The 20,520-nt window shown below is 43.2% G+C and carries 23 protein-coding genes and 1 riboswitch; of the genes, 4 read left to right on the top strand and 19 right to left on the bottom strand.

The window, feature by feature from the left end:
• Positions 1 to 1,755, bottom strand: a complete 1,755-nt coding sequence (locus tag LCY76_RS04380; protein ID WP_248251601.1) for an ABC transporter ATP-binding protein — start codon at positions 1,753 to 1,755, stop codon at positions 1 to 3.
• A 192-nt stretch (positions 1,756 to 1,947) separates the two neighbouring features.
• Here LCY76_RS04380 and LCY76_RS23785 point away from each other — a divergent pair, with 192 nt between their 5' ends.
• A complete protein-coding gene (locus LCY76_RS23785) occupies positions 1,948 to 2,082 on the top strand; it encodes a hypothetical protein (protein WP_272885567.1) in 135 nt (44 codons plus the stop codon).
• A gap of 286 nt (positions 2,083 to 2,368) precedes the next feature.
• On the opposite strand, the gene ribH is transcribed toward LCY76_RS23785, so the two are convergent.
• The 6 genes from ribH to LCY76_RS04350 form a co-directional block, all read right to left on the bottom strand.
• On the bottom strand, positions 2,369 to 2,839 hold the full coding sequence (ribH, locus tag LCY76_RS04375; RefSeq protein WP_053355583.1) for a 6,7-dimethyl-8-ribityllumazine synthase: 471 nt from the start codon (positions 2,837 to 2,839) through the stop codon (positions 2,369 to 2,371).
• Positions 2,840 to 2,859: 20 nt separating this feature from the next.
• Positions 2,860 to 4,053: a bifunctional 3,4-dihydroxy-2-butanone-4-phosphate synthase/GTP cyclohydrolase II gene (locus tag LCY76_RS04370; protein ID WP_248251600.1), complete on the bottom strand. Its 1,194-nt coding sequence runs from the start codon at positions 4,051 to 4,053 to the stop codon at positions 2,860 to 2,862.
• Between the two features lie 19 nt (positions 4,054 to 4,072).
• Positions 4,073 to 4,723, bottom strand: coding sequence for a riboflavin synthase (ribE, locus tag LCY76_RS04365; RefSeq protein ID WP_248251599.1), 651 nt, complete (start codon positions 4,721 to 4,723; stop codon positions 4,073 to 4,075).
• A 215-nt stretch (positions 4,724 to 4,938) separates the two neighbouring features.
• A riboswitch (FMN riboswitch) is annotated at positions 4,939 to 5,086 on the bottom strand.
• Positions 5,087 to 5,165: 79 nt separating this feature from the next.
• Positions 5,166 to 5,912, bottom strand: coding sequence for an oxygen-insensitive NADPH nitroreductase (gene nfsA, locus LCY76_RS04360; protein WP_248251598.1), 747 nt, complete (start codon positions 5,910 to 5,912; stop codon positions 5,166 to 5,168).
• A gap of 120 nt (positions 5,913 to 6,032) precedes the next feature.
• On the bottom strand, positions 6,033 to 6,911 hold the full coding sequence (locus LCY76_RS04355) for a LysR family transcriptional regulator (RefSeq protein ID WP_248251597.1): 879 nt from the start codon (positions 6,909 to 6,911) through the stop codon (positions 6,033 to 6,035).
• Positions 6,912 to 7,162: 251 nt separating this feature from the next.
• On the bottom strand, positions 7,163 to 7,483 hold the full coding sequence (locus tag LCY76_RS04350; protein WP_053355588.1) for a thioredoxin family protein: 321 nt from the start codon (positions 7,481 to 7,483) through the stop codon (positions 7,163 to 7,165).
• A gap of 163 nt (positions 7,484 to 7,646) precedes the next feature.
• Here LCY76_RS04350 and dapF point away from each other — a divergent pair, with 163 nt between their 5' ends.
• Complete coding sequence (gene dapF, locus LCY76_RS04345; protein WP_248251596.1) at positions 7,647 to 8,618, top strand: diaminopimelate epimerase; 972 nt, start codon at positions 7,647 to 7,649, stop codon at positions 8,616 to 8,618.
• Between the two features lie 227 nt (positions 8,619 to 8,845).
• Here dapF and LCY76_RS04340 read toward each other — a convergent pair whose 3' ends face one another.
• Complete coding sequence (locus LCY76_RS04340) at positions 8,846 to 9,508, bottom strand: class I SAM-dependent methyltransferase (protein ID WP_248251595.1); 663 nt, start codon at positions 9,506 to 9,508, stop codon at positions 8,846 to 8,848.
• A gap of 153 nt (positions 9,509 to 9,661) precedes the next feature.
• On the bottom strand, positions 9,662 to 10,021 hold the full coding sequence (locus LCY76_RS04335; RefSeq protein WP_248251594.1) for a DUF4383 domain-containing protein: 360 nt from the start codon (positions 10,019 to 10,021) through the stop codon (positions 9,662 to 9,664).
• A gap of 172 nt (positions 10,022 to 10,193) precedes the next feature.
• Between LCY76_RS04335 and LCY76_RS04330 the strand changes: the two genes are divergently transcribed.
• A complete protein-coding gene (locus LCY76_RS04330) occupies positions 10,194 to 11,441 on the top strand; it encodes an aminopeptidase P family protein (protein ID WP_248251593.1) in 1,248 nt (415 codons plus the stop codon).
• 362 nt (positions 11,442 to 11,803) lie between these two features.
• On the opposite strand, the gene LCY76_RS04325 is transcribed toward LCY76_RS04330, so the two are convergent.
• Positions 11,804 to 12,196 carry a hypothetical protein gene (locus LCY76_RS04325; protein WP_248251592.1) on the bottom strand — a complete coding sequence of 131 codons (393 nt, stop codon included), beginning with the start codon at positions 12,194 to 12,196 and terminating at the stop codon, positions 11,804 to 11,806.
• 176 nt (positions 12,197 to 12,372) lie between these two features.
• Here LCY76_RS04325 and LCY76_RS04320 point away from each other — a divergent pair, with 176 nt between their 5' ends.
• Positions 12,373 to 12,546, top strand: coding sequence for a YjcZ family sporulation protein (locus LCY76_RS04320; RefSeq protein WP_248251591.1), 174 nt, complete (start codon positions 12,373 to 12,375; stop codon positions 12,544 to 12,546).
• Positions 12,547 to 12,627: 81 nt separating this feature from the next.
• Here the strand turns inward: LCY76_RS04320 and LCY76_RS04315 are convergent, their stop codons facing one another.
• From LCY76_RS04315 to LCY76_RS04275, 9 genes are all read right to left on the bottom strand, one after another.
• A complete protein-coding gene (locus tag LCY76_RS04315; protein ID WP_248251590.1) occupies positions 12,628 to 13,314 on the bottom strand; it encodes a zinc metallopeptidase in 687 nt (228 codons plus the stop codon).
• Between the two features lie 35 nt (positions 13,315 to 13,349).
• The gene (locus tag LCY76_RS04310) at positions 13,350 to 14,054 is read right to left on the bottom strand and encodes a sporulation protein (RefSeq protein ID WP_248254588.1); all 705 of its coding nucleotides are present in this window, start codon (positions 14,052 to 14,054) and stop codon (positions 13,350 to 13,352) included.
• A gap of 118 nt (positions 14,055 to 14,172) precedes the next feature.
• The gene (gene modB, locus LCY76_RS04305) at positions 14,173 to 14,829 is read right to left on the bottom strand and encodes a molybdate ABC transporter permease subunit (protein WP_248251589.1); all 657 of its coding nucleotides are present in this window, start codon (positions 14,827 to 14,829) and stop codon (positions 14,173 to 14,175) included.
• A 149-nt stretch (positions 14,830 to 14,978) separates the two neighbouring features.
• Complete coding sequence (locus LCY76_RS04300) at positions 14,979 to 15,890, bottom strand: cation diffusion facilitator family transporter (protein WP_248251588.1); 912 nt, start codon at positions 15,888 to 15,890, stop codon at positions 14,979 to 14,981.
• A 122-nt stretch (positions 15,891 to 16,012) separates the two neighbouring features.
• Entirely contained in the window at positions 16,013 to 16,819 is an 807-nt protein-coding gene (locus tag LCY76_RS04295; protein WP_248251587.1) for a DUF2971 domain-containing protein, read from the bottom strand.
• A gap of 172 nt (positions 16,820 to 16,991) precedes the next feature.
• The gene (locus LCY76_RS04290) at positions 16,992 to 18,386 is read right to left on the bottom strand and encodes a nucleoside recognition domain-containing protein (protein ID WP_248251586.1); all 1,395 of its coding nucleotides are present in this window, start codon (positions 18,384 to 18,386) and stop codon (positions 16,992 to 16,994) included.
• The gene (locus LCY76_RS04285; RefSeq protein ID WP_248251585.1) at positions 18,371 to 19,078 is read right to left on the bottom strand and encodes a FeoB small GTPase domain-containing protein; all 708 of its coding nucleotides are present in this window, start codon (positions 19,076 to 19,078) and stop codon (positions 18,371 to 18,373) included. Before LCY76_RS04285 ends, LCY76_RS04290 begins: the two co-directional genes overlap by 16 nt.
• Positions 19,071 to 19,322: a FeoA family protein gene (locus tag LCY76_RS04280; RefSeq protein WP_248251584.1), complete on the bottom strand. Its 252-nt coding sequence runs from the start codon at positions 19,320 to 19,322 to the stop codon at positions 19,071 to 19,073. The genes LCY76_RS04285 and LCY76_RS04280 overlap by 8 nt, the downstream gene beginning before the upstream one ends.
• Before the next feature lie 622 nt (positions 19,323 to 19,944).
• Positions 19,945 to 20,520 carry a 5' nucleotidase, NT5C type gene (locus LCY76_RS04275; RefSeq protein WP_248251583.1) on the bottom strand — a complete coding sequence of 192 codons (576 nt, stop codon included), beginning with the start codon at positions 20,518 to 20,520 and terminating at the stop codon, positions 19,945 to 19,947.

Below are 20,520 nucleotides of genomic sequence, written 5' to 3'. Positions count from 1 at the left end.
TTACACCGCCTTTTCATCGAAGGTTTCTTCGACTTTTTGCCGTTCGTACTGCTCACCATACCAGCCGCCGGAGGAGATGAGCTGTGCGTGTGTACCTTCTTCGATAATCCTTCCTTCGTCCATTACGATAATCCAATTAGCATGTTCTACTGCTGATAACCTGTGGGTCGTAATAAAAGTGGTCTTTCCTGCCCGTTCTTTTCTGATGTTTGCGATGATTGCTGCTTCCGTCTTAGCATCAACAGCCGATAGCGCATCATCAAGCATGAGGATTTCAGGGTCAATAAATAATGCCCTGGCGATAGAAACACGCTGTTTCTGTCCGCCCGATAACGCTACTCCTTTTTCTCCGACAAGCGTATTCAACCCTTCCGGCAAATATTTCACGTCACGGTCAAATGAGGCCATCCGAAGGACGTGCTGAAGCTCTTCTTCTGTTCCGCTGCTTTTGCCAAATAAGATGTTCTCTCTTATTGTTTTAGAAAATAGAGTGGCATCCTGAGGTACATAGCCGATCCATCCCTGGATATCTTCAATGGCCAAGTGATGAAGATCAATGCTGGAAATTTGGATTTCTCCTTCACCTAAAGGATATTCTCTGAGCAGCTGTTTCAGGAACGTCGTTTTTCCGCTTCCTGTGCGGCCGACAATCCCAAGCGTCTGCCCTTTTTTCACCCTTGCATTCACGGAGACAAGATTATCTACCTCAGAAGAAGGATAGCGGAAGGTCACATCATGAAATGCAATCTCACCAGGTTCTTTGAGAGGGATGAGGTCATCTTCATTTTTAACGTCTGGTTCATAAGCGAGAGTCTCATTCACCCTGTCGAGTGAAGCATTCCCCCGCTGCATGACGTTGATCAATTCTCCAACAGCGAACATCGGCCAAATGAGCATACCAAGGTAAACGTTAAAAGAAACCAACTGCCCTAATGTGATACTGTTATGAAACACCAGATACGCCCCGTACCCAAGACCGATCAAGTAGCTGATGCCGACGAGTACTTTAATAGTCGGTTCAAACAGCGCATCGATTTTAGCAACGGCGATATTTTTACCGTACACATCGTCGGTAAGGTCATTGAACCGCTTGATGTCTTCCCGTTCTTTCACGTAGGCGCGAATAACCCTTACTCCTGAAATGCTTTCAAGCACCTGGTCATTCATGTCCCCGAAGGCATCCTGTGCTTTCATGAACCGCTCATGAACTTTCTTTCCATACCTGTTCATGGCAATGGCCATCAGAGGAAGCGGCAATACAGCTGCCAGCGTCAAATTCCAGCTGATGAAAAGACCCATTGTAAAAAGGATAACCAGCATAAATACACTGGAATCAACAAGGGTTAATATCCCGAAACCGGCAGTAACTGAGATCGCCTTCAAGTCATTGGTAGCTCTTGCCATCAAATCCCCTGTTCGGTTCTTTTCGTAAAATGCCGGTGTCATTTTCAGCAGGTGGCGCATGAATTTCGAACGAAGAATCCGCTCAACAACAAACGCCCCTCCAAACAACTGATACATCATGAAATACGTTAAAATATAGGTTACTGTTAACAAACCTAAATAAAATAAGATCGTTTGAACAAGCGACTCTTTTGTCAGCTTGCCGAGATTGATCGCATCAATCGCATTGCCGACGATCTTCGGCGGAATGACTTCCAAGATGCCGACAACAATTAGTAACAGAACAGCAATCGTATACCGTTTCCAATGCTGTTTAAAAAACCAGCCTAATTTGCTCAGTACCGAAAACATAAATTCTCCCCTTTCCCCTTCTTGTTACTGTAAACAAACGTGCTACCCCGATTCGAGATGGGCTTCAGAATTCAACCTGACCATAGAAAATACATACATAGTGCAGAGCTCCTTTATGTGAAAAAATTTGTGAAACCAATTTGAAAAAAGCTGTAATTTTCGTCCTCCGAGGACTAGGGATGAAATAATGTTATGGATTTCATCATGCTGAAAACAAGAAATACGTTTTCAGCCCTGGGTGCTGGAGCTAGACAAAAGAAAAAAGCATACCGCCCCTGTGGCGATATGCTTAGAAAAACAGAAGACACCTCACAAAGGAAAATGTGACCGGTGCCTGTGAATAAACGAAAAAGAATGACTAGTGTTCTTTCATCTCTGGGTGGCCGGCCGCCCTATGAAATTGAGAAACAGCGATATGACGAACATCATCGATTTTTACTGACTTTTTCATGACCAACCATCCCTTCAAAAATTTGGTATTGTTTTTGACTTTGCTAATATTAACACTATTCTAACTATAATGTCAATATGAAAAACACTGTATTTTCTCTACTCCCATCTTCCCAAAAAAGAAAAAAATCCGCGGTCTGCGGATTTTTTTCCTGGTTAATCATTAAAAATTAAATTGTCGGTTCAAATTAGCCATTTCGATGGCTGCAGCAGCTGCTTCCCATCCTTTGTTTCCGGCTTTTGTACCAGCACGCTCTATCGCCTGCTCAATGGAATCTGTTGTCAGGACTCCAAAAATGACAGGTACACCAGACTGAAGAGAAGCAGCGGAAACGCCTTTTGCCGCTTCGTTGCAGACATAGTCAAAATGAGGTGTAGAGCCGCGGATGACTGTTCCAAGGGTGATAACGGCATCATATTTGCCCGCGTCTGCCATTTTCTTGGCGATCAATGGAATTTCAAAAGCTCCAGGCACCCAAGCGATGTCGACGTTCTCTTCTTCTACACCGTGGCGTTTTAAAGCATCCTGCGCCCCGCTTAACAGTTTTCCAGTAATAAATTCATTAAACCGACCTACTACAATTCCAACCTTTAATCCTGATCCAACTAAATTCCCTTCATAAATCGTTGCCATTATTAAATTTCCTCCTCTGATTAAAACTGCAGCAAGTGCCCTAGTTTTGTTTGTTTTGTTTTTAAATACTTTTCGTTATCTTTATTTGACGGCATTTGAATCGCTATGCGCTCCACCACTTCAAGGTCATAGCCTTTTAATCCTGTAATCTTTCGCGGATTATTCGTCAGCAGGCGCATCTTCTTTATACCGAGCTCTTTCAAGATTTGTGCTCCGATACCATAATTTCTGAGATCTGGTGCGAATCCAAGCATTTCATTGGCTTCTACCGTATCGTAGCCCTCTTCCTGGAGCTTGTAGGCCTTCATTTTATTAAGAAGTCCAATCCCTCTGCCCTCCTGCCTCATGTACAATAGCACACCAGAATCAGCTTCCTGGATCTGGCGGAGCGCTGCGTGAAGCTGAGGGCCGCAGTCACAGCGGTAGGAACCAAATACATCCCCTGTTAAACATTCTGAGTGAACCCTCACAAGCACTGGCTGATCTGGATCGATGGTACCCTTAACGAGGGCAACATGTTCTTTATCATCGATTAAATTGGTAAAACCGATTGCCGTAAACTCTCCGTATTCCGTCGGAAGCTTAATCTCAACTTCTTTAGCCACCAGCTTTTCCTTCTGGTTTCTATATTGGATTAAATCCTTGATGGTGATGAACTTCAAGTCATGTTCTCGGGCGATTTCCTGCAGTTCAGGCACCCTAGCCATGCTTCCATCCTCATTCATGATCTCGCAGATCATCCCCGCCGGTTTGCAACCAGCCAGAATCGCCAGGTCTACAGCAGCTTCCGTATGGCCCGCACGCTGAAGGACGCCGCCTTTTTTTGCGATCAGAGGAAAGATATGTCCCGGGCGTTTAAAATCAGCTCCCTTCGACTCTTCCTCCACCATCTTTTGAATGGTAACTGCCCGCTCAAGTGCAGAAATGCCGGTTGTGGTACTTTTATGATCAATACTGATCGTAAAGGCTGTTCCATGAGGGTCTGTGTTATGGCTGACCATTGGAGAGAGCTCAAGCTTAGCAGCAAGCTGCTCATCGATAGGCGCACAGATCAGCCCTCTTCCATGCTTGGCCATAAAGTTTACGGTTTCGGGTGTGACTTTTTCTGCAATGGCAACAAAGTCACCTTCATTCTCTCTATCCTCATCATCTACCACAATTACTGGTTTTCCCATAACTAAATCCTGTACGGCCTCTTCTATGCTGTGAAACATGTAAAACCCTCCTTTGCCTCTAGAATCCGTGCTCCGTTAAATAGTCCATCGTGATGGCTGTTTTCTTGTTCTCCGGCTGAGTCTTACCGGACAGAAATTTTTCAGCATATTTTCCAAGCATGTCGCACTCGATGTTTACCGAATCTCCCTTTGCTTTTGCACCCAGTACGGTATGTGAGACCGTATGGGGGATCAAGGAGATCGTAAACGTATCATCTGTCAGTCCAAAAATCGTCAGGCTCGTTCCATCTACAGCAACTGAACCTTTCAGCAAAAGGTAGTTCGCAAGGTGCTGCGGTACTTTAATGTCATAATAGATGGCATTTTTTTCAGGCCGTTTCTGGACAATCTCTCCCGTTCCGTCGATATGTCCGCTGACAAAGTGCCCTCCAAACCTTCCGCCGGACGCCATGGCCCGCTCCAAGTTGACTTTAGAATGGAATGACAATTCTTTCAGCCCTGTACTTCTGTACGTTTCCGGCATCACATCAACAGTGAAGCTCTTTTCAGAAAAGGTAGTGACCGTGAGACAAACTCCGTTTACAGAAATGCTGTCCCCGAGCTGTACATCATCGAGAACTTTTGCAGCTGAAATGGTGAGTACAATGGTTTCATTGCCTTTTTTTATTCCTTCAATGGTTCCTAATTCTTCTATGATTCCTGTAAACATTCATTCACCCCCTGAGTTTATTATTGAAATATCTTAATTTAAGGAATGGGCTGAACTTGATGATTAAGCATCAGAAACAAAAAAACCCCCGGAAGACACAATTCTCCCGGGGGTTCCTATTTATTGTTCTGAATAAACTCGTAGCATCAATAAACAGTTATGACGAAATAAGCTTTCAAGGATTGTATTTTTAAACAATGCCAAATAAGCGTTCTTCATTCCTTCTCCCATCCAGACTATACTGTCGGCTCTGGAGTTTCACCAGATCCACCGTCTATGCACACTGCACAGCCGGGTCACGGACTAAGAGGACAAATCCTCATCACCGCCGGTTGGGAATTTCACCCGACCCCGAAGGAAACATATTTAATTGTAAAGCATGATACAAGTATAACGTTGTTTTATTTTCATTTCAAACATCATATCTCAGAACTTTTTCTCGCTATTGCTTATCAAGCCCTTTCGACTCAATAAATTCTTTCATATAGGTCCGCTTTGGCTGCGCCATTGTTCTCGCCATTTGAGTGGCCCACCCTTCATCCCGGGCTCCGCCTGTGCGCTCTTTATAGTACTCTGCCGTTTTCATCTCGAATTCCTTTAAAACCGGCAGCGCTTTTTCGTCATCCTTGTACTGATTTTTATGGAAGACGGCTTCTTGAGGCAAACGCGGTTTTAGACCAGGGGAGGCATCAGGAAAGCCGACAGCCATGCCGAACAGCGGCACTACATGATCAGGGCAGCGAAGCAGCTCGGAAACTTCCCGAAGATTGTTTCTAATACCACCGATATAGACGATGCCTAAGCCAAGCGACTCTGCAGCCACAGCAAGGTTCTGTGAGGCAAGAGCAACATCGATCATCCCTACCATGAATCCTTCCTTGGATTGTACGGTCGCATCAACATTTCCGCCTGTCATTTCAGCCATAAGCTGATGGCGATGATAATCAAGGCAAAAGACGAAGAAGTAGCCATTCTGGGCCACATAGCTTTGATCGCCTGCCAATTCAGCAAGCTTGTCCTTTAAACTCTGCTCCTCCACTCCTATGATGGAATATACTTGCTGATAGCTGGAAGTGGAAGCAGCCTGAGCACATTGGACAAGCGTTTCAATGGTTTCTTGCGGAATCGGTTCATCTTTAAACCGGCGGATCGACCGGTGAGAAAGAATATTTTTTATCGTTTCGTTCATTCTCCACAATCCCTTCGTGTTAAAGTACTTAGTTATGTTTCCTAATCTATCACAAGATTAATCGTGACAGAAAGCTTGGCGGCTTAGTCGTGTTTCATCCTCTCATGCCTATTCGTAATATTAATGGTACCGTAAAAGATGGCTTATAAATTCTTTGATGGCAAAGGTCTTATATTTATGTTTTTTCATCACAATTCCCAGGTGCCATGGGATTTCCTTGCCTTTGATCTCCACCTTTTTCACTTTTTGATCATTTACTTTCTCATAGATGGACTGCGGGAGAAAAGAAACGCCAAGGTTCTCTCCTACAAGACCTGTAATAAAGTCCCACTGTGAACTTTTATAAGCGATCTGCGGTTCAAAACCGGCCTGGCGGCATTGTGTAAGCATGTAATCATACAAAGCAAATTCTTCTGTGAAAAAGATAAAATCCTCATTGCTTAATTCTTTCAGCTCCACCTGATCCTTTTCGGCAAGCGGATGCTGGCTGCTGACGATCAGCGTCATTACGTCTTTCATGAATGGAACCACATCAAACAGCTCGTTATCTACAGGCAGCACCGATATTCCAAGTTCCAGATTGCCATGAAGCACTTCATCCTCTATTTTTTTCGCACCGTACTCCACCAGCTTGATGGCAATCTCAGGATAAGATTTTTGAAAATCACCAATGATCTTTGGAAAATACAATATTCCAATAACCGGGGGCAGACCGATCGATACGGTTCCTTTCTTCAAATGCATCACATCATATAAAGAAGAAGATAGATCTTCCATAGAATGGAGGATCTCTTGCGCATGGCTGTAAACCGCATGTCCCGCATCCGTTAGCTCAATATGCCTCCCCGATCGGTCAATGAGCTGAACTTCAAGCTCTTCTTCCAGAGATTTGACCATCTTGCTTAAGCTCGGCTGTGAAAGGAACAAGGTGTTTGCTGCTTTCGTAAAGCTTCTCTGTTTTCCGACTTCTACAAAATATTTTAATTGCCTTAAATCCATAAATGCATCCTCTCATAACTAAAAGTTATAAATTATATTATTAACATTCATTTTACCCATGATACATACAGGAGTAAAATATAGCTATAGCAAAAAAACAACACGAGTCTTTTTGATGTAGTTGGTATGCAATGTGATGTCACGGATGAAGAACAGTCGAAAAGAATATCGAGCCTGCGGTCATTCCAAGGTGCTGTAGCTGGACAGAGAAAAGCCGCCTCACAACATATGAGGCGGCTTTTCTTATTCCTTTATACTGGAAGGCTCTCCAGATAAGCACGAACGTCTTCTGGTGTTTTTGCATTGGCACTGTGAAGATGGGCGAGTTTCTCTCCATTTTTAAACAAAAGCAAGCTTGGGATTCCCATGACTTCGTACTTTTCAGCAAGTTCCGGAAACTTATCCCGGTCGATCTCATACCAGGCTTTGTCGTTGTGTTCTTCGATAATATCTCCAATGAATACTTCCAGTCTGCGGCAGTCCGGACACCAGCCCGCTGTAAAAATCATAATGGTTTCTTTATCCGCTGAAATGACTTCATTAAATTCTTCTAAAGTTTGAATCTCTTTCATTTTATTCCCTCCCTTATTTAGCTTACACTATTATATATACCACGCCTAATCTTGATCATGAAGCTTAATGCTCTGTAATTTCTATTATTTGATGTTAACATTTTTTTATGTTTCTTGTTATGATACTAATAAGAAATTCGGCGGAACGAAAGGACGAAGACCATTGAAAATTGACGTTTTAAAAACACATGGCTCTTGCAATGACTTTATTTTAATTGATGAATACAGCAATGATTACGGACTCGATGATGAAAAACGTACCGTTTTGACAAAAGTCCTCTGTGACCGCAAAGACTCTATTGGGGCGGACGGCATTTTGTTTATCCAAAAAAGCGAGAAAGCGGATGCTAAATACCGGATTTTCAATTCAGATGGCACCGAGCCGGAAATGTGCGGCAACGGGCTCCGCTGTGCAGGAAGATACATTACTGAGTTATTAGGAAGGGATCATGCCATCGTCGAAACGCTAAAAGCAAACCTCGATGTACAAAGAACTGAAAATATTTACGGCGATATTCAAACCTTTGAAGTTCTGATCGGACCTGTCTCGTTTGATGTTCACACCTTGCCCTTAATCCATGACCAAGAAACACTTGAAAATAAGGTGATTCCTGAATTGTCTCCAGAACTGGCCTTCACTGCAGTAAGTATGCCGAATCCGCATATCATTACACTTGTCGATGATATTGATCAAGATCAAGTAGCAGAGATCGGGAAAAAAGCGAATGAATTAAAAAGTGTGTTTCCCAAGGGCGTGAATGTCAGTTTCGTCAAAGATTTGGGTGATTCAAAAATCTTTGTCCAAACGTATGAACGCGGTGTGGGAATCACTAACTCATGCGGAACAGCGATGTCCGCAGCAAGCCTGATTACGTGCCGGCTAGGCATCAATCATCCCGAAAAAGATATTACAGTGTTAAACAACGGCGGTATGGTGCGCTGCAAAGTAAATGAACTGAAAGAAAGCAGCGGCTATTCTGTACTGCTTAAAGGAAACGCAACCTATGTCTTTTCTGGAACGGTTGAATTTGACTTCAACTCTCCAGAAGAATTTGTATTTGAACAAGAAGAAGAATTTACACAAGAAGAAGCAAGCTATCGCAAGCTTGAAGCGTATGCTAAAAGCGCCGTATAAAACAAAAGACAGTGGCCGTAAAAAGGCCCTGTCTTTTTTAATTTCTTATTTGGATAACCTCCTTGTTATACACCACTTACTGATGCGAAGAGAAACCCTCAAATTTATTCATCTAACAAGCAGGAATGGGCTGGCGGCGAAGTATGAGCCAGCCAGTTTGTGAAACAAATGAAGACATGAGCATTGAACAGGTAATCAGGCTTACCCTGTTCATAAGCGAAAGCTATTCACGCCCATTCCCACATTCTCGAGCCTAACCTTCCCCCTCCAGCAAGACTATTTTCGTAAATCAAGGACTGAAAGCTAGAACCGCCAATCACTTCAGGGGGAACCACATGGAACCTTTCAATGTGAAAAACAGAAGACACCGTCTCTTGAATGTCTTCATTCGTAAAGAAGGAAAAAAATCGCTTCGGATCATAGGAATCGCCTTCCCATACCCCTTCAGAATCAAGGCCGCCATACACTCCCATAAAGAAGAGTCCGCCTGGCCTTAACACTCGCTTTATTCCTTCGAGTACATTTAAAATCTCGCTTTTTGGTACGTGCAAAAGAGAATTCAATGCCCATGCAGCATCAAACGACTCATCTGCAAATACTAAACTGTCAAAACTCATTACTTCTGCAGCCAGTCCTTTTTCCCGGCATAATCCAACCATCTCAGGTGATAAATCAAGAGACAGGGTGGACAATCCTTCTTGATGAAAAAATAGACTGTCACGCCCCGGCCCGGCACCAAGGTCCAAAAGGCTTTTTTTGTTATCACGCAAGAGCAGGTCAGCAAATATTCGTCTCTCTTCAACCTTCCATGTTTGCGTCTCCTGTCCGTTTCTGCTCTTCGATTCTTTATCATAGGATTCTCGTAATTGCTGTTTTAGTCCTGTATTCATCTCTATACTTCTTATGTACTCTTTACGGTCACTTTTCTTTCTTTATCAACCGGCCGACTTCCCCTTTGCCTCCCTATTCATTTCGGCACGCCGCTCCATTTTTCCTCGTGAAAAAAAGGATTTGTCAGCGGACATACCCTTTTTCCATGAGCTTTAATTTGAAACTGTCTTGTTTGCTGATTTCGATGCCCGGGATGCGAATCCCGTAAAGATTGAGACAAAAGCAATGATGAAATGCAGCACGTTGTCTGCCGCAAGAAAATGGATTCCCGCAAATTCATGTGTGAATAAACCTAAGATAGCAACAAGCAGATACACAAATCCGAACACTTTCGCATACAATTTCGCCTTCGCTTTTGTACCGCTCATAATGATCGCCACAATTCCTAGAGCTAAATGAACAATATTGTGGACCGGCGTCAGATGAAAGAGTCCCTCCATCGTTATAATGAAACCAACAATTCCTAATACGATAAAAATAATACCCAAAGTTCTAACAAATATTCGTGCCATCGTTTTCATCCTAAATACTTTGTTTTCATCTAGCTAACGTTTCCATTCTTGATTTGGATCACTAAATATTTAAAATTTACTATCGTATTTGATTGACGAAAAATTCCATTAAAAATACAATGATAATAAACCACATAGTCAGTTTAATTTTAAAACTACTGAGGAGGATCCCATGGAAGCATCATTTTTTATTGAAAACAGAAAAAAACTAACAGACCAGCTCCCTGCTGAATCAACAGCTATTCTTTTTGCCGGCCAGGCCCCTTATAAATCTGCCGATGAACGATATCCCTTTACTCCGAACCGCAACTTTTATTATTTAACGGGGATTAACCGCCAAAACATCATCCTCGTCATGAAAAAAACGGAGACTTCCGTGGAAGAGACGCTTTTCATCGAGAAAGCAGATCCTGTGATGGAAAAATGGGTTGGCGCGTCACTGACAAAAGAGGAAGCTCAGAACCTTTCCGGGATAAAAAGCATTTCATATCTGGAAACCTTTGAAACGTCCATGGCAAGAACATTTTTTGCAGAATCCGTAAAGAATGTATACTTAGATTTGGAGCGCAGAGAATGGTCTGAAGCACAAACCAAGGCTTTCTCCTTCGCAAAGCATTTACAGGAGCATTATCCTCATCTTGCGATTCAAAATGCGTATCCTCTCATTACAGAATTAAGAGTGTTCAAAACCGAAGAGGAAGTTCAAAAGATTAAGGAAGCCATCAACATTACGAAAGAAGGCATCTATAACGTACTAAAACATGCAAAAGCCGGTATGATGGAAAACCAGCTCGAAGCGCACTTTGACTTTGTCCTCAAATCATCAGGCGTTAAGGATTTTGCCTTCCATACCATCTTGGCAGGCGGAAAAAACGCTACTGTTCTGCATTATGAAGACAATGATTCTAAGATCAATGATGGTGATCTCATATTACTGGATCTTGGTGCTCAAAAGGACTATTACAATGCTGATATCAGCTTCACGTTCCCTGCTGATGGAAAATTCACTTCCCGTCAGAAGGAAATCTATAACATTGTTCTTAAAGCATTGAAAGAAACAACAGCCCTTATTAAACCAGGCCTAAAGTTCGCAGAATTAAATGAACACACGAAAGCCGTTCTCGCAGAAGAATGCATAAGAATCGGCTTATTTAAAGAAAAAGCCGAGCTGTCTAATTATTATTACCACGGCGTCAGCCATTTCCTCGGACTCGACACTCATGATGTCGGTTCATACAAAGACCGTGTTCTTGAGCCAGGAATGGTCCTTACGATTGAACCTGGTTTGTATATTGAAGATGAAAGAATCGGCATCAGGATTGAGGACGACATTCTCGTAACCGAAGACGGATATGAGAATCTTTCAAAGGACATTATTCGTACAGTAGAAGACATTGAAGCGTTCATGTCTGACAAATAAACAATCATAAGAAAGAGAACCGCAGACGATGGAGTCTGCGGTTCTCTTTTTTAAGGCTGTTTTCGTAACCTTTGCTGATCTTGGGAGTGATTGATTTCCGTTTCAGGCTGCTCGCTTTCCGCGGGGCGTGCGGTGAGCCTCCTCGGCGCAGGCGACTGCGCACCTGTCCCGCTACTCCCGCAGGACAAGGAAGGCTTCGGCAGCGTTTTATCGCACGAAGAAAATGTGAAATTCATTTTCGAGGAGTCTCGCACCTTGCACTCCAATCAACTGATCAATGAAGTTTCTATACATAAATGTCCCCAAAGCAACAATTTTTTAGAAAAGAGCCTTTTTAAAACAGGACAATACTGACACATTAATTACCACCAGAAACGTCTAAAACCTCTAAATCCGAAGAAAGGAAAACCGAACAAACCGAAGCCCGGGAAAAAAGGTCCTACGAAAAACGGGTTGAAACCAAAACCTCCGAAACCAAAACCAGGGAAGCCTCCGAAGCCAAAACCAGGGAAGAAGCGTTCAGATGCTTCGTCTCTGTGCTGCATAGGCATGATGAGATAAATGTTGTCATTATCATGGCTATGAATCTTTCCATGATAAATCTTACCATCTGCCATCTCAATCTCACAGTTGGCTCCTGCATACTGCTTGCAGAGATGCATCCAGTGCTGTTTGTGGCTTGGGCTTACCTGGTACGCTTTATTGTCTTTCGGCATGTGATAGCCTGGCTGAATATTACTCATGTGTTCGTACAAGTATAGATCCTCCTTGTGTGGTATATAGCCAGTTTATTCTCTGAGACAAGGTTGGTTACCAAAATGGTTGTTTCACCTATACGTTAACTATCATTCCAAAGACACCGGCACATTTCACAGCTTGCCTAAACCAATTAAGTCAAGCCATCATATTCTAAGTTGAGGAGGTGTAAACTATGAGTTTTTTTGGCGGCGGCGGAGCTTCTTTTGCTTTAATTGTCGTATTGTTCATTCTTTTGATCATCGTTGGATGCGCGTGTATCGGCTTCGGAGGCTTTGGGGGCTTCGGAGGCGGATTTGGCGGAGGCGGTTTTGGTGCAGGAGGAATTGGCTACGGCGGAGTCTATTAATTCATGTTTTACCGTTAAGTATAGTAGAAATCAAAGAAGATGTTTCTCATCAAGAGAAACATCTTTTTTACAATATTGATGTTATTCCTCCCGTTCACCCTGAAAAAAAATCATGATGAATTTCAAAAGTTCCAGGAGAGAGATCAATGCAGCGGCCACATACGTAAGAGCCGCGGCGTTCAGTACCTTGTTCACTCCCCGCTCTTCCTCATTGCGGATAAATCCTTCAGTCACAAGATACTGTTTTGCCCGTGAGCTGGCATTAAACTCCACGGGAAGCGTAACAAGCTGAAAGAAGACTGCGAATGAGAACAGCACAATTCCAATACCGATCAATGAAAATTGATCAAGCAGAAACCCTCCCAGCAATAGAAATGGGGCAACACCGGAGGTCAGGTTTACCAATGGAAACATACGGTGGCGCAGCGCTAATGCACCATAGGATTGCTTATGCTGAACGGCGTGGCCGACCTCATGAGCAGCAACAGAAACAGATGCGATGGAATCCCCGTAATATACCGGTTCTGAGAGGCGCACCACTTTCGAAACAGGGTCATAATGGTCAGTTAGCGTCCCGCGGACCGGTTCAACCGGGATATTGTGCAACCCGTTGTCATCCAGGATCGACCTTGCGATTTCAGCCCCAGTTTTCCCGGAATGAGCCTCTACTTGTGACCATTTCTTAAAATTCCCTTTAACTTTAAACTGCGCCCACAACGAGACGGCAAATGCAATGATGATCAAAAAATCCATCGGGTGAAAAAACATATCTTTATAAATCCTCCTTTTTTGTGCTCCGTATATTAAGAGATGTTTCGAGCCTTAGCCATATAAGCCAGTTTAGCTTTAAGCTCGTCTTCAACGTCTTGTCGGTTTCTTAGTTTTTCATTCAAAAAAAAGTGTTCTTTCCTATTTATCACGCCTTGACGGCAATGGGTTTCCAGTAAAATTCGGATTCCGTTATTTTCACTCCCTGCCTGGATATGGACTTCTCTTATTTCTTCTTTCATCAGTACAGCAGGGAAAAAAACAAACGTCTGAAGTGACCCGTTGAACTCTCCCGATTCTGCACTTTCACGGAATCCGAGAGCGCCAAGTCCATAGAAAATCTGCAGGAAAGCATCCGTGCCCTTAAGCGTAACACCTTCCGTATTCCTTACATCCATCCCATCCTCCAACTCGAGACGCGTACAAAGTGAATAAGAAACAGAGTGGCAAGAGATCGGCAAATCTTCTGGCAATGGGTAAATAATTGGAAGAGTAATAACTTCATCTGCATCAATGACAAACTGTTTAGCTGCCGAAACGGAGCACATCACTTTGGTAGAACGGACGCCCTTTATTTCATACTCAACGAGCAGATTCACTGACAGCGAGTGGATCATCTGAGGAGCTCCTCCTCCCCTTACCACAATCCGGCCTTCTAATATCCCTCCAAGCACATAAGTTGAGCCTGTAAGCTGCAGATCCACAGCGGCCCCGCCTTTACCAATCTTTGAAAAAATCATTTTAATCACAATCAACCTTCCTGTTGAAATGAATGTTTACCGTTATATACGGACAACACTCTCTAAGGTTTCATTTTTGCACAAAAAAGCAGGCAACGGCTGGGCCATTACCTGCTGCTTAACCTTTTATCCGATAGGCTGCTGTCAGCATTACAAAAGAAATACTGATGCTTGCGAGGACGAGAAGCCAAGCCTCCCTCATGTTCCCTGAATCAATGGCAAGATAGATAGCGGTCGGAATCGTTTGAGTCTGACCCGGGATATTTCCGGCAAACATTAAAGTTGCTCCGAACTCGCCAAGCGCCCTTGCAAAGCTTAAGATTGCTCCAGAAATAATGGATGTCATAGAGAGAGGAACAGAAATAAGAAGAAACACCTTCCATCTCCCGCCTCCATCTACCCTGGCTGCATCCTCGATCTCTTGATTGACACCTTCAAAACCTGTTTTTGCCGATAGATACATAAGAGGAAAAGCCACCACACTTGAAGCAAGAACAGCCGCCCACCATGTAAAAATGATCGGTTGATGAAACACCGCTTCGATCAGCTGTCCAGCCGGACTCCTCTTTCCAAACACAACAATAAGTAAAAATCCAATAACCGTTGGAGGGAGTACGAGCGGCATCATCAGCATCGTTTCAATGATCACTTTTCCTTTAAAACGCCTGCCTGCCATAGTCTTACCCAGTATAACCCCGATGATTATAACGATGAGCCAGGCTGTTGCCGCAATACTGATGGACAAAGAGATCGGCGGCCAAATATCTGCTAACATAGTTCCTCCTCGGGATGTGAATTTTGTATGTAAAATGATACGTCAATATTTATTATAGCGAATGAGGATGTGATTTTACAAAAACTTGCCGCATCTCTAAAAAAGCCGAGCTCACAGCCATGAGGTTAACTGAGCTCAGCTCTTTCGTATTAGTTACAGTGATCCCCCTTTTTACAAGGATGGCCGCCTGCATCAATCTGTATCGTCGTGTGTTCAATATGGTATTCATCATGCAGCAGGCTGTTTGCTTGTATTAACAACGCTTGCTGATCAATCCCGGTATCCGTAACCAGGTGGCAGCTGAAGGCCGGAAAATCTGAAGTGATTGACCAGACATGCAGATCATTCACCTCTTTTACTTCCTGAATGGATAATAGTGTTTGTTTAACCTTATCTATATTGACGTTGGCTGGAGTCCCTTCCATTAAGATGTGGATGGATTCTTTCGTTACCCTCCAGCCACTTATCAGTACAAGGACAGCTACTATAACACTTGCTGCCGGATCCGCCCATCCCCAACCGAAGAACATAATAAGGAGGGCTGCGATAATCGCACCTACAGATCCAAGCAGATCTCCAAGCACATGCAGAAAAGCACTTCTTACATTTATGTTTTCATCTTTATCGCCTCTCATCAGAATAAATGCAGCTATGATATTCACAACAAAACCGATGACTGACACAATCAGCATGCCAGAGCTGACAATACTGACAGGCTGTAAAATACGATGATACGCTTCCCAAAAGATATAGATAGCGATCGCGATCAGAGCAATTCCATTAATAAAAGCTGCTAAAATCTCAAAACGTTTGTAACCAAATGTTTTAGAATGAGAAGAGGCCCTCTTACCATACGTCATGGCTAAAAAACTTAATCCAAGTGCCGCTGAATCGCTCAGCATATGCCCTGCATCTGATAACAGCGCCAGACTGTTGGTCATTATTCCTCCGATGACTTCAACCACCATAAACAGAGTAATGATAATGAAAGCCCACTTTAATGCATCCTTATTTCCACTGGCGTGATGATGGTGGTGCTGGTGATCATGAGAATGTCCCATAGCAATAACTCCTTTCATATATGAATATATGCTCATATATATTATGGCAATGCATCCTGTTATGTGCAACCTTTTTAGGATGGATATAGAAAAAGCAGCCTTAGACGGCCGCTGCTGAAATTTCAATAAAATGGTCCTTCATATAACGACGATTTAATCACAGATTTAAACGGAAGCCTGTATTTTTCCAGAACGGACTGTACCACCTCCCTCAGCCATTCAGGGCTTGTTGGCGATACATACACTTCATCAATTAATGTGTTCAAATTACAATGTACATATGCTCCGTCTTTATGGTCAAAAATGCGGTTATTCGGATTATCAAATGCGAGCAGACGGATCTCGTTCTCATGACTGAAGGAACGGCGTTTGTAAAAGAGCGTTTCATAGGGATTCAGGCTCGCCATTTCAGAATTGAAGTTGATGTACTGAACCTGTCCTATATACGTATGAAACCTCTTATCCGATATGCTGCTGTATAATTTCTCCACAGTAGAGCAGATGGCGATGCCTTCATCGGACTTCAAGTACAGATTCCACATGGCCGCAGATTCCTCTTCGTTCAAGTGCCAGCAGTTCACTCCGACATAATCATGCATCTGCTTGATGTATTCGTGAAGCTGGCTTCGCTTCTCTTCTTTCGATAGTCTTTCATCCACAGGTATGGTCAGATAGGATAAAGGATCATTCAAAATATTATTAACATCCAGCGCCGAATAACTGCCTTCATGATTATCCACGAACAGCGAAGGTTTTGGAAAGAACAAGGATTTTTGATATAGCATACTGACAAACTTAGCAAAGTCCATATACTTCCATACCTTTGATTTATCTGATAGCCGACTGTTGTTTTTTATGTTGTATGAGTTGTTTTGATCAAACTGAGATTCGAATTTGACCAATGCCTTCTCAGCCCAGTATTCACTCATAAAACAATCCTTTCTACGATATCCCTGCTCATCGTTTATATTTTAATTCCCTGTTTTCCATATCTTCCAATCACGCTATATAGAAAAAAGCTTCTGATTATACAGAAGCTTTTCATAGTTTATACTTATGCCTGTCTTTAGCCTTTTATGATGGGTTCAAGGACCTCTATTGCTACCCTATCCATCTAGCCGTTTGGGCAATTGCAAACGTAACGAGAATAGCGATCGCTGTAGGAATAATAAATGACAGGAAGGTCCATTTAGCACTCTTTGTTTCTTTATAAATGTTAACCAGTGTCGTACCGCATGGAAAATGAAGCAAAGAAAAGAGCATCATATTCAACGCGGTCAGCCACGTCCAGCCATGGCTAACAAAAATCTGTTTTAAATCACCGAGATTATCAACTTCTGTCATGGCTCCTGTAGAGAGATAGCCCATGATCAAAATCGGCAAGACAATCTCATTTGCAGGCAGCCCTACAAGAAACGCCATTAGGATGTAGCCATCAAGTCCGAGCATTTGCCCGAACGGATCTAAAAAATTGACAACATGCATTAAAATACTCTGATCCCCTGCATTCACGTTGGCCAGTACCCAAGTTAAGATTCCAGCGGGTGCAGCCACTTTCACCGCTCTCATCAATACGGATAAAGAGCGCTGAAGTGAAGAACGGATCACTGTTTCCCAGAACTTAGGCCGACGGTAAGGCGGAAGCTCCAATGTATAGTGAGTTGGAACCCCTTTTAGAGCGGTTTTGGAAAGAACCCACGAAACCAGAAAGGTCACTAGAATTCCAAAAAGAACGATTCCAACAATGACCGCTGTCGTCACAAGTGACTTTGCGCCGCCTGTATAGCCGGCCGCCATAAACAGCGAAGCCAGGACAATCAGCGTTCCCCATCTTCCATTACACGGAACAAAGTTATTGGTTAAGATCGCGAGCATCCGCTCTCTTGGTGACTCAATAATCCTTGAGGACAGCATGGCGGCCGCATTACAGCCAAATCCCATCGCCATCGTTAAGGACTGCTTTCCGTGCGCCCCGACTTTTTTAAACACTCGGTCCATGTTAAACGCTACTCTTGGGAGATATCCATAGTTCTCCAACAGTGCAAACGTCGGGAAGAAGATCGCCATTGGAGGAAGCATCACGCTGATCACCCAGGTCGTTCCCCGGTACAATCCTAAAACCAGCAGTCCGTGCAGCCAGTCTGGAGCATTCATGAACTGAAAAAGTAAGGTGATGTAATTCTCCAGCCATCCAAAAAAACTGGCAATCATGTCAGATGGAATATTGGCTCCAGCAATCGTTAGATAGAACACGATACCCAGCATAACGATCATGATGGGAAAACCCCAGATCGGCGACGTGAAGATAGCATCAAGCTTCTCCGTATGCTTATCACGTTTTGTCTTTCCATAGGAAACACTATCTTCACATAACTGCTTGCTCTCCTGATACAGATTTTGTACGATCTTGTCGCGAAGGTTAGGTGACGACATCTCCTTTGCTCTTTGGTACAACTGGTTTAAATCACCTGAATGGCCAGCTAGCTCAGATTGCATACTGTTTCCTCCTTCGCTTTTAATCTTTCATTCAGCTCGTTCAGCAGGGATTCATCTCCGTCCAGCAAACGTAATGCTACCCATCGGGATGAAATACGGTCATCCACAACTTCTTTTACGAAAGGCTCCAAAGAAGCAATCCCGGCTTCAATTTCACCATCATATTTGAATTGTGCAGGTTCACACGTGATCTTTCCAGATACAATCCGATCAATCGTATCAAGCAATAAAGGAAATCCAGCCCTGTTTCTTGCGGATAGTTTAATAACGGGAACCCCAAGGCGCCTCGCCATTAAACGTTCATTGATCGTGATGCCTCTTTTATCTGCCTCATCGATCAGATTAATGCAGATGACCACATTCTTTGTCATCTCCAGGATTTGAAGAGCGAGGTTCAGGTTCCGTTCAAGAGACGTAGCATCAACGACAACGAGTGTAATGTCAGGTTTTTCAAAAATGATATAATTTCTGGCTGCTTCTTCATCCGCTGAATTTGAAAAAATGGAATACGTGCCCGGCAGATCGATAAACCTGTACTGCTTATCTTTATGCCTAACGGTACCTTCAGCAACCGAAACCGTCTTGCCTGCCCAGTTTCCGGTATGCTGCTTCAGTCCTGTTAAAGCGTTAAATAAAGTGCTTTTACCAGTGTTCGGATTGCCGGCTAAGGCTACACGAAATGTATCAGTCACGCTGTATCAGCTCCCCCTGTATTCTTGTGCTCTCTTCTTTCCTTAAAGCAATCGTCGTCTGGCTCACCCGAAAAGCAATGGGATCTCCCAGCGGACTTTTCCTTATAACTTCCACAACAGCTCCCGGCACAAAACCAAGATCCAGCAGCCTTCTTCTCATCACACCTTCGATCTCCATGGAGGTGATGCGAATGAAGTCGCCTTTTTTGCCTTCAAACAAGATTCCACATTTAGTCCCATCCATTTATTTTTCCTCCACTCTTATTTGTTTCCCTCGCGCAACATTTGCTTATATCATATGTATATACACTGTCTTTGTCAATGTTTCTAAAAAAAATAAAAAAAAGGGTGTCCCAAAAGAGCGTATAAAACGACGACTTTTTTAGGACAGCCGAGTAAAAATCCGCTAATAAGCTATTCTTTTTCCTTATTGGGCCTGAATGTGTGGGTTTCAGGGAGTTTAATGCGTTTCGAAGTGTGTTTGGTTAGAGTCATAGGGCAATCGGACGCCTGGGGTATATAATTTGGCGGCTGAAGCAAATATTCAGGCGCCTTGAGGGAATAATTTGGCGCCTGAACAGAATAATCGGGCGGCATCCATTTTTACCCTCTCATACATGATCAAATATGATCTATCGACTCCCCCAAAAAAGGGTTGCTCCATAAGCTTTGCGGGCTACACTGCATACCAAACTCTCCTTCAATCCCGTTACTGGCCAGAACATGGAATTTACTGGCCGAGCTTACTGATTTACTGGCCAAACTCTAAAAATCCTGTCCAAAACTCAACATTTACTAGCCAATGCTTGATTACGGAAAACCAGCCACCCTGCAACATGCCCTTAAATTAAAAAAGAACAGCAGATTTATCTGCTGTTCTTCTCCATTAGAATCCCTTTCAATTCTCCCCAGTCTGTAAGGCGTTCGGCTTTGTAATGCCTGTTATACGACTGGTCCCTCACAAAGACCTTCAGTGTATCGCTGGACAGTGTCTCCAGGACACTTGGTTTATCATCGAAATAATAATCCAAACCTAACTCTTCGATGATTTTTACCTTTTCATGGTCCTTCATCCCACAGAAAAACTTATCTTCCTCTACTGGAAAGCCTTGCTGAATCATCCATTCCATTGTACGCTCGCCATGTTCTCCAGGACGGGCAGTAATGTAATAGATTTCATGGCCCTGCTGATGAAGCTCTTGCAGCGTTTCTACTGCCTTTGGATATGGAGGACAGGATGTAAAATATATTTCTTCGAGCGAGCTGTTCCACATCTCTTTGCCCTCCTGATCACTGAGGCCAAACGGATGATGAATCTCCACTGTTTTCAATTCCTCAAAAACATCCAGTGCATTCTTTTGATTTAATTTCTTATTGTAAATGGAAAACGCGTATCCTCTTAAATTAATCAATGTATCATCTATATCAAAACCGAATTTCAT

It is taken from the genome of Fictibacillus marinisediminis (assembly GCF_023149135.1).
GTDB lineage: Bacteria > Bacillota > Bacilli > Bacillales > Fictibacillaceae > Fictibacillus_C > Fictibacillus_C marinisediminis.
Note: the sequence above shows the minus strand (reverse complement) of the source record. Positions and strands in the feature narration are given on the sequence as shown.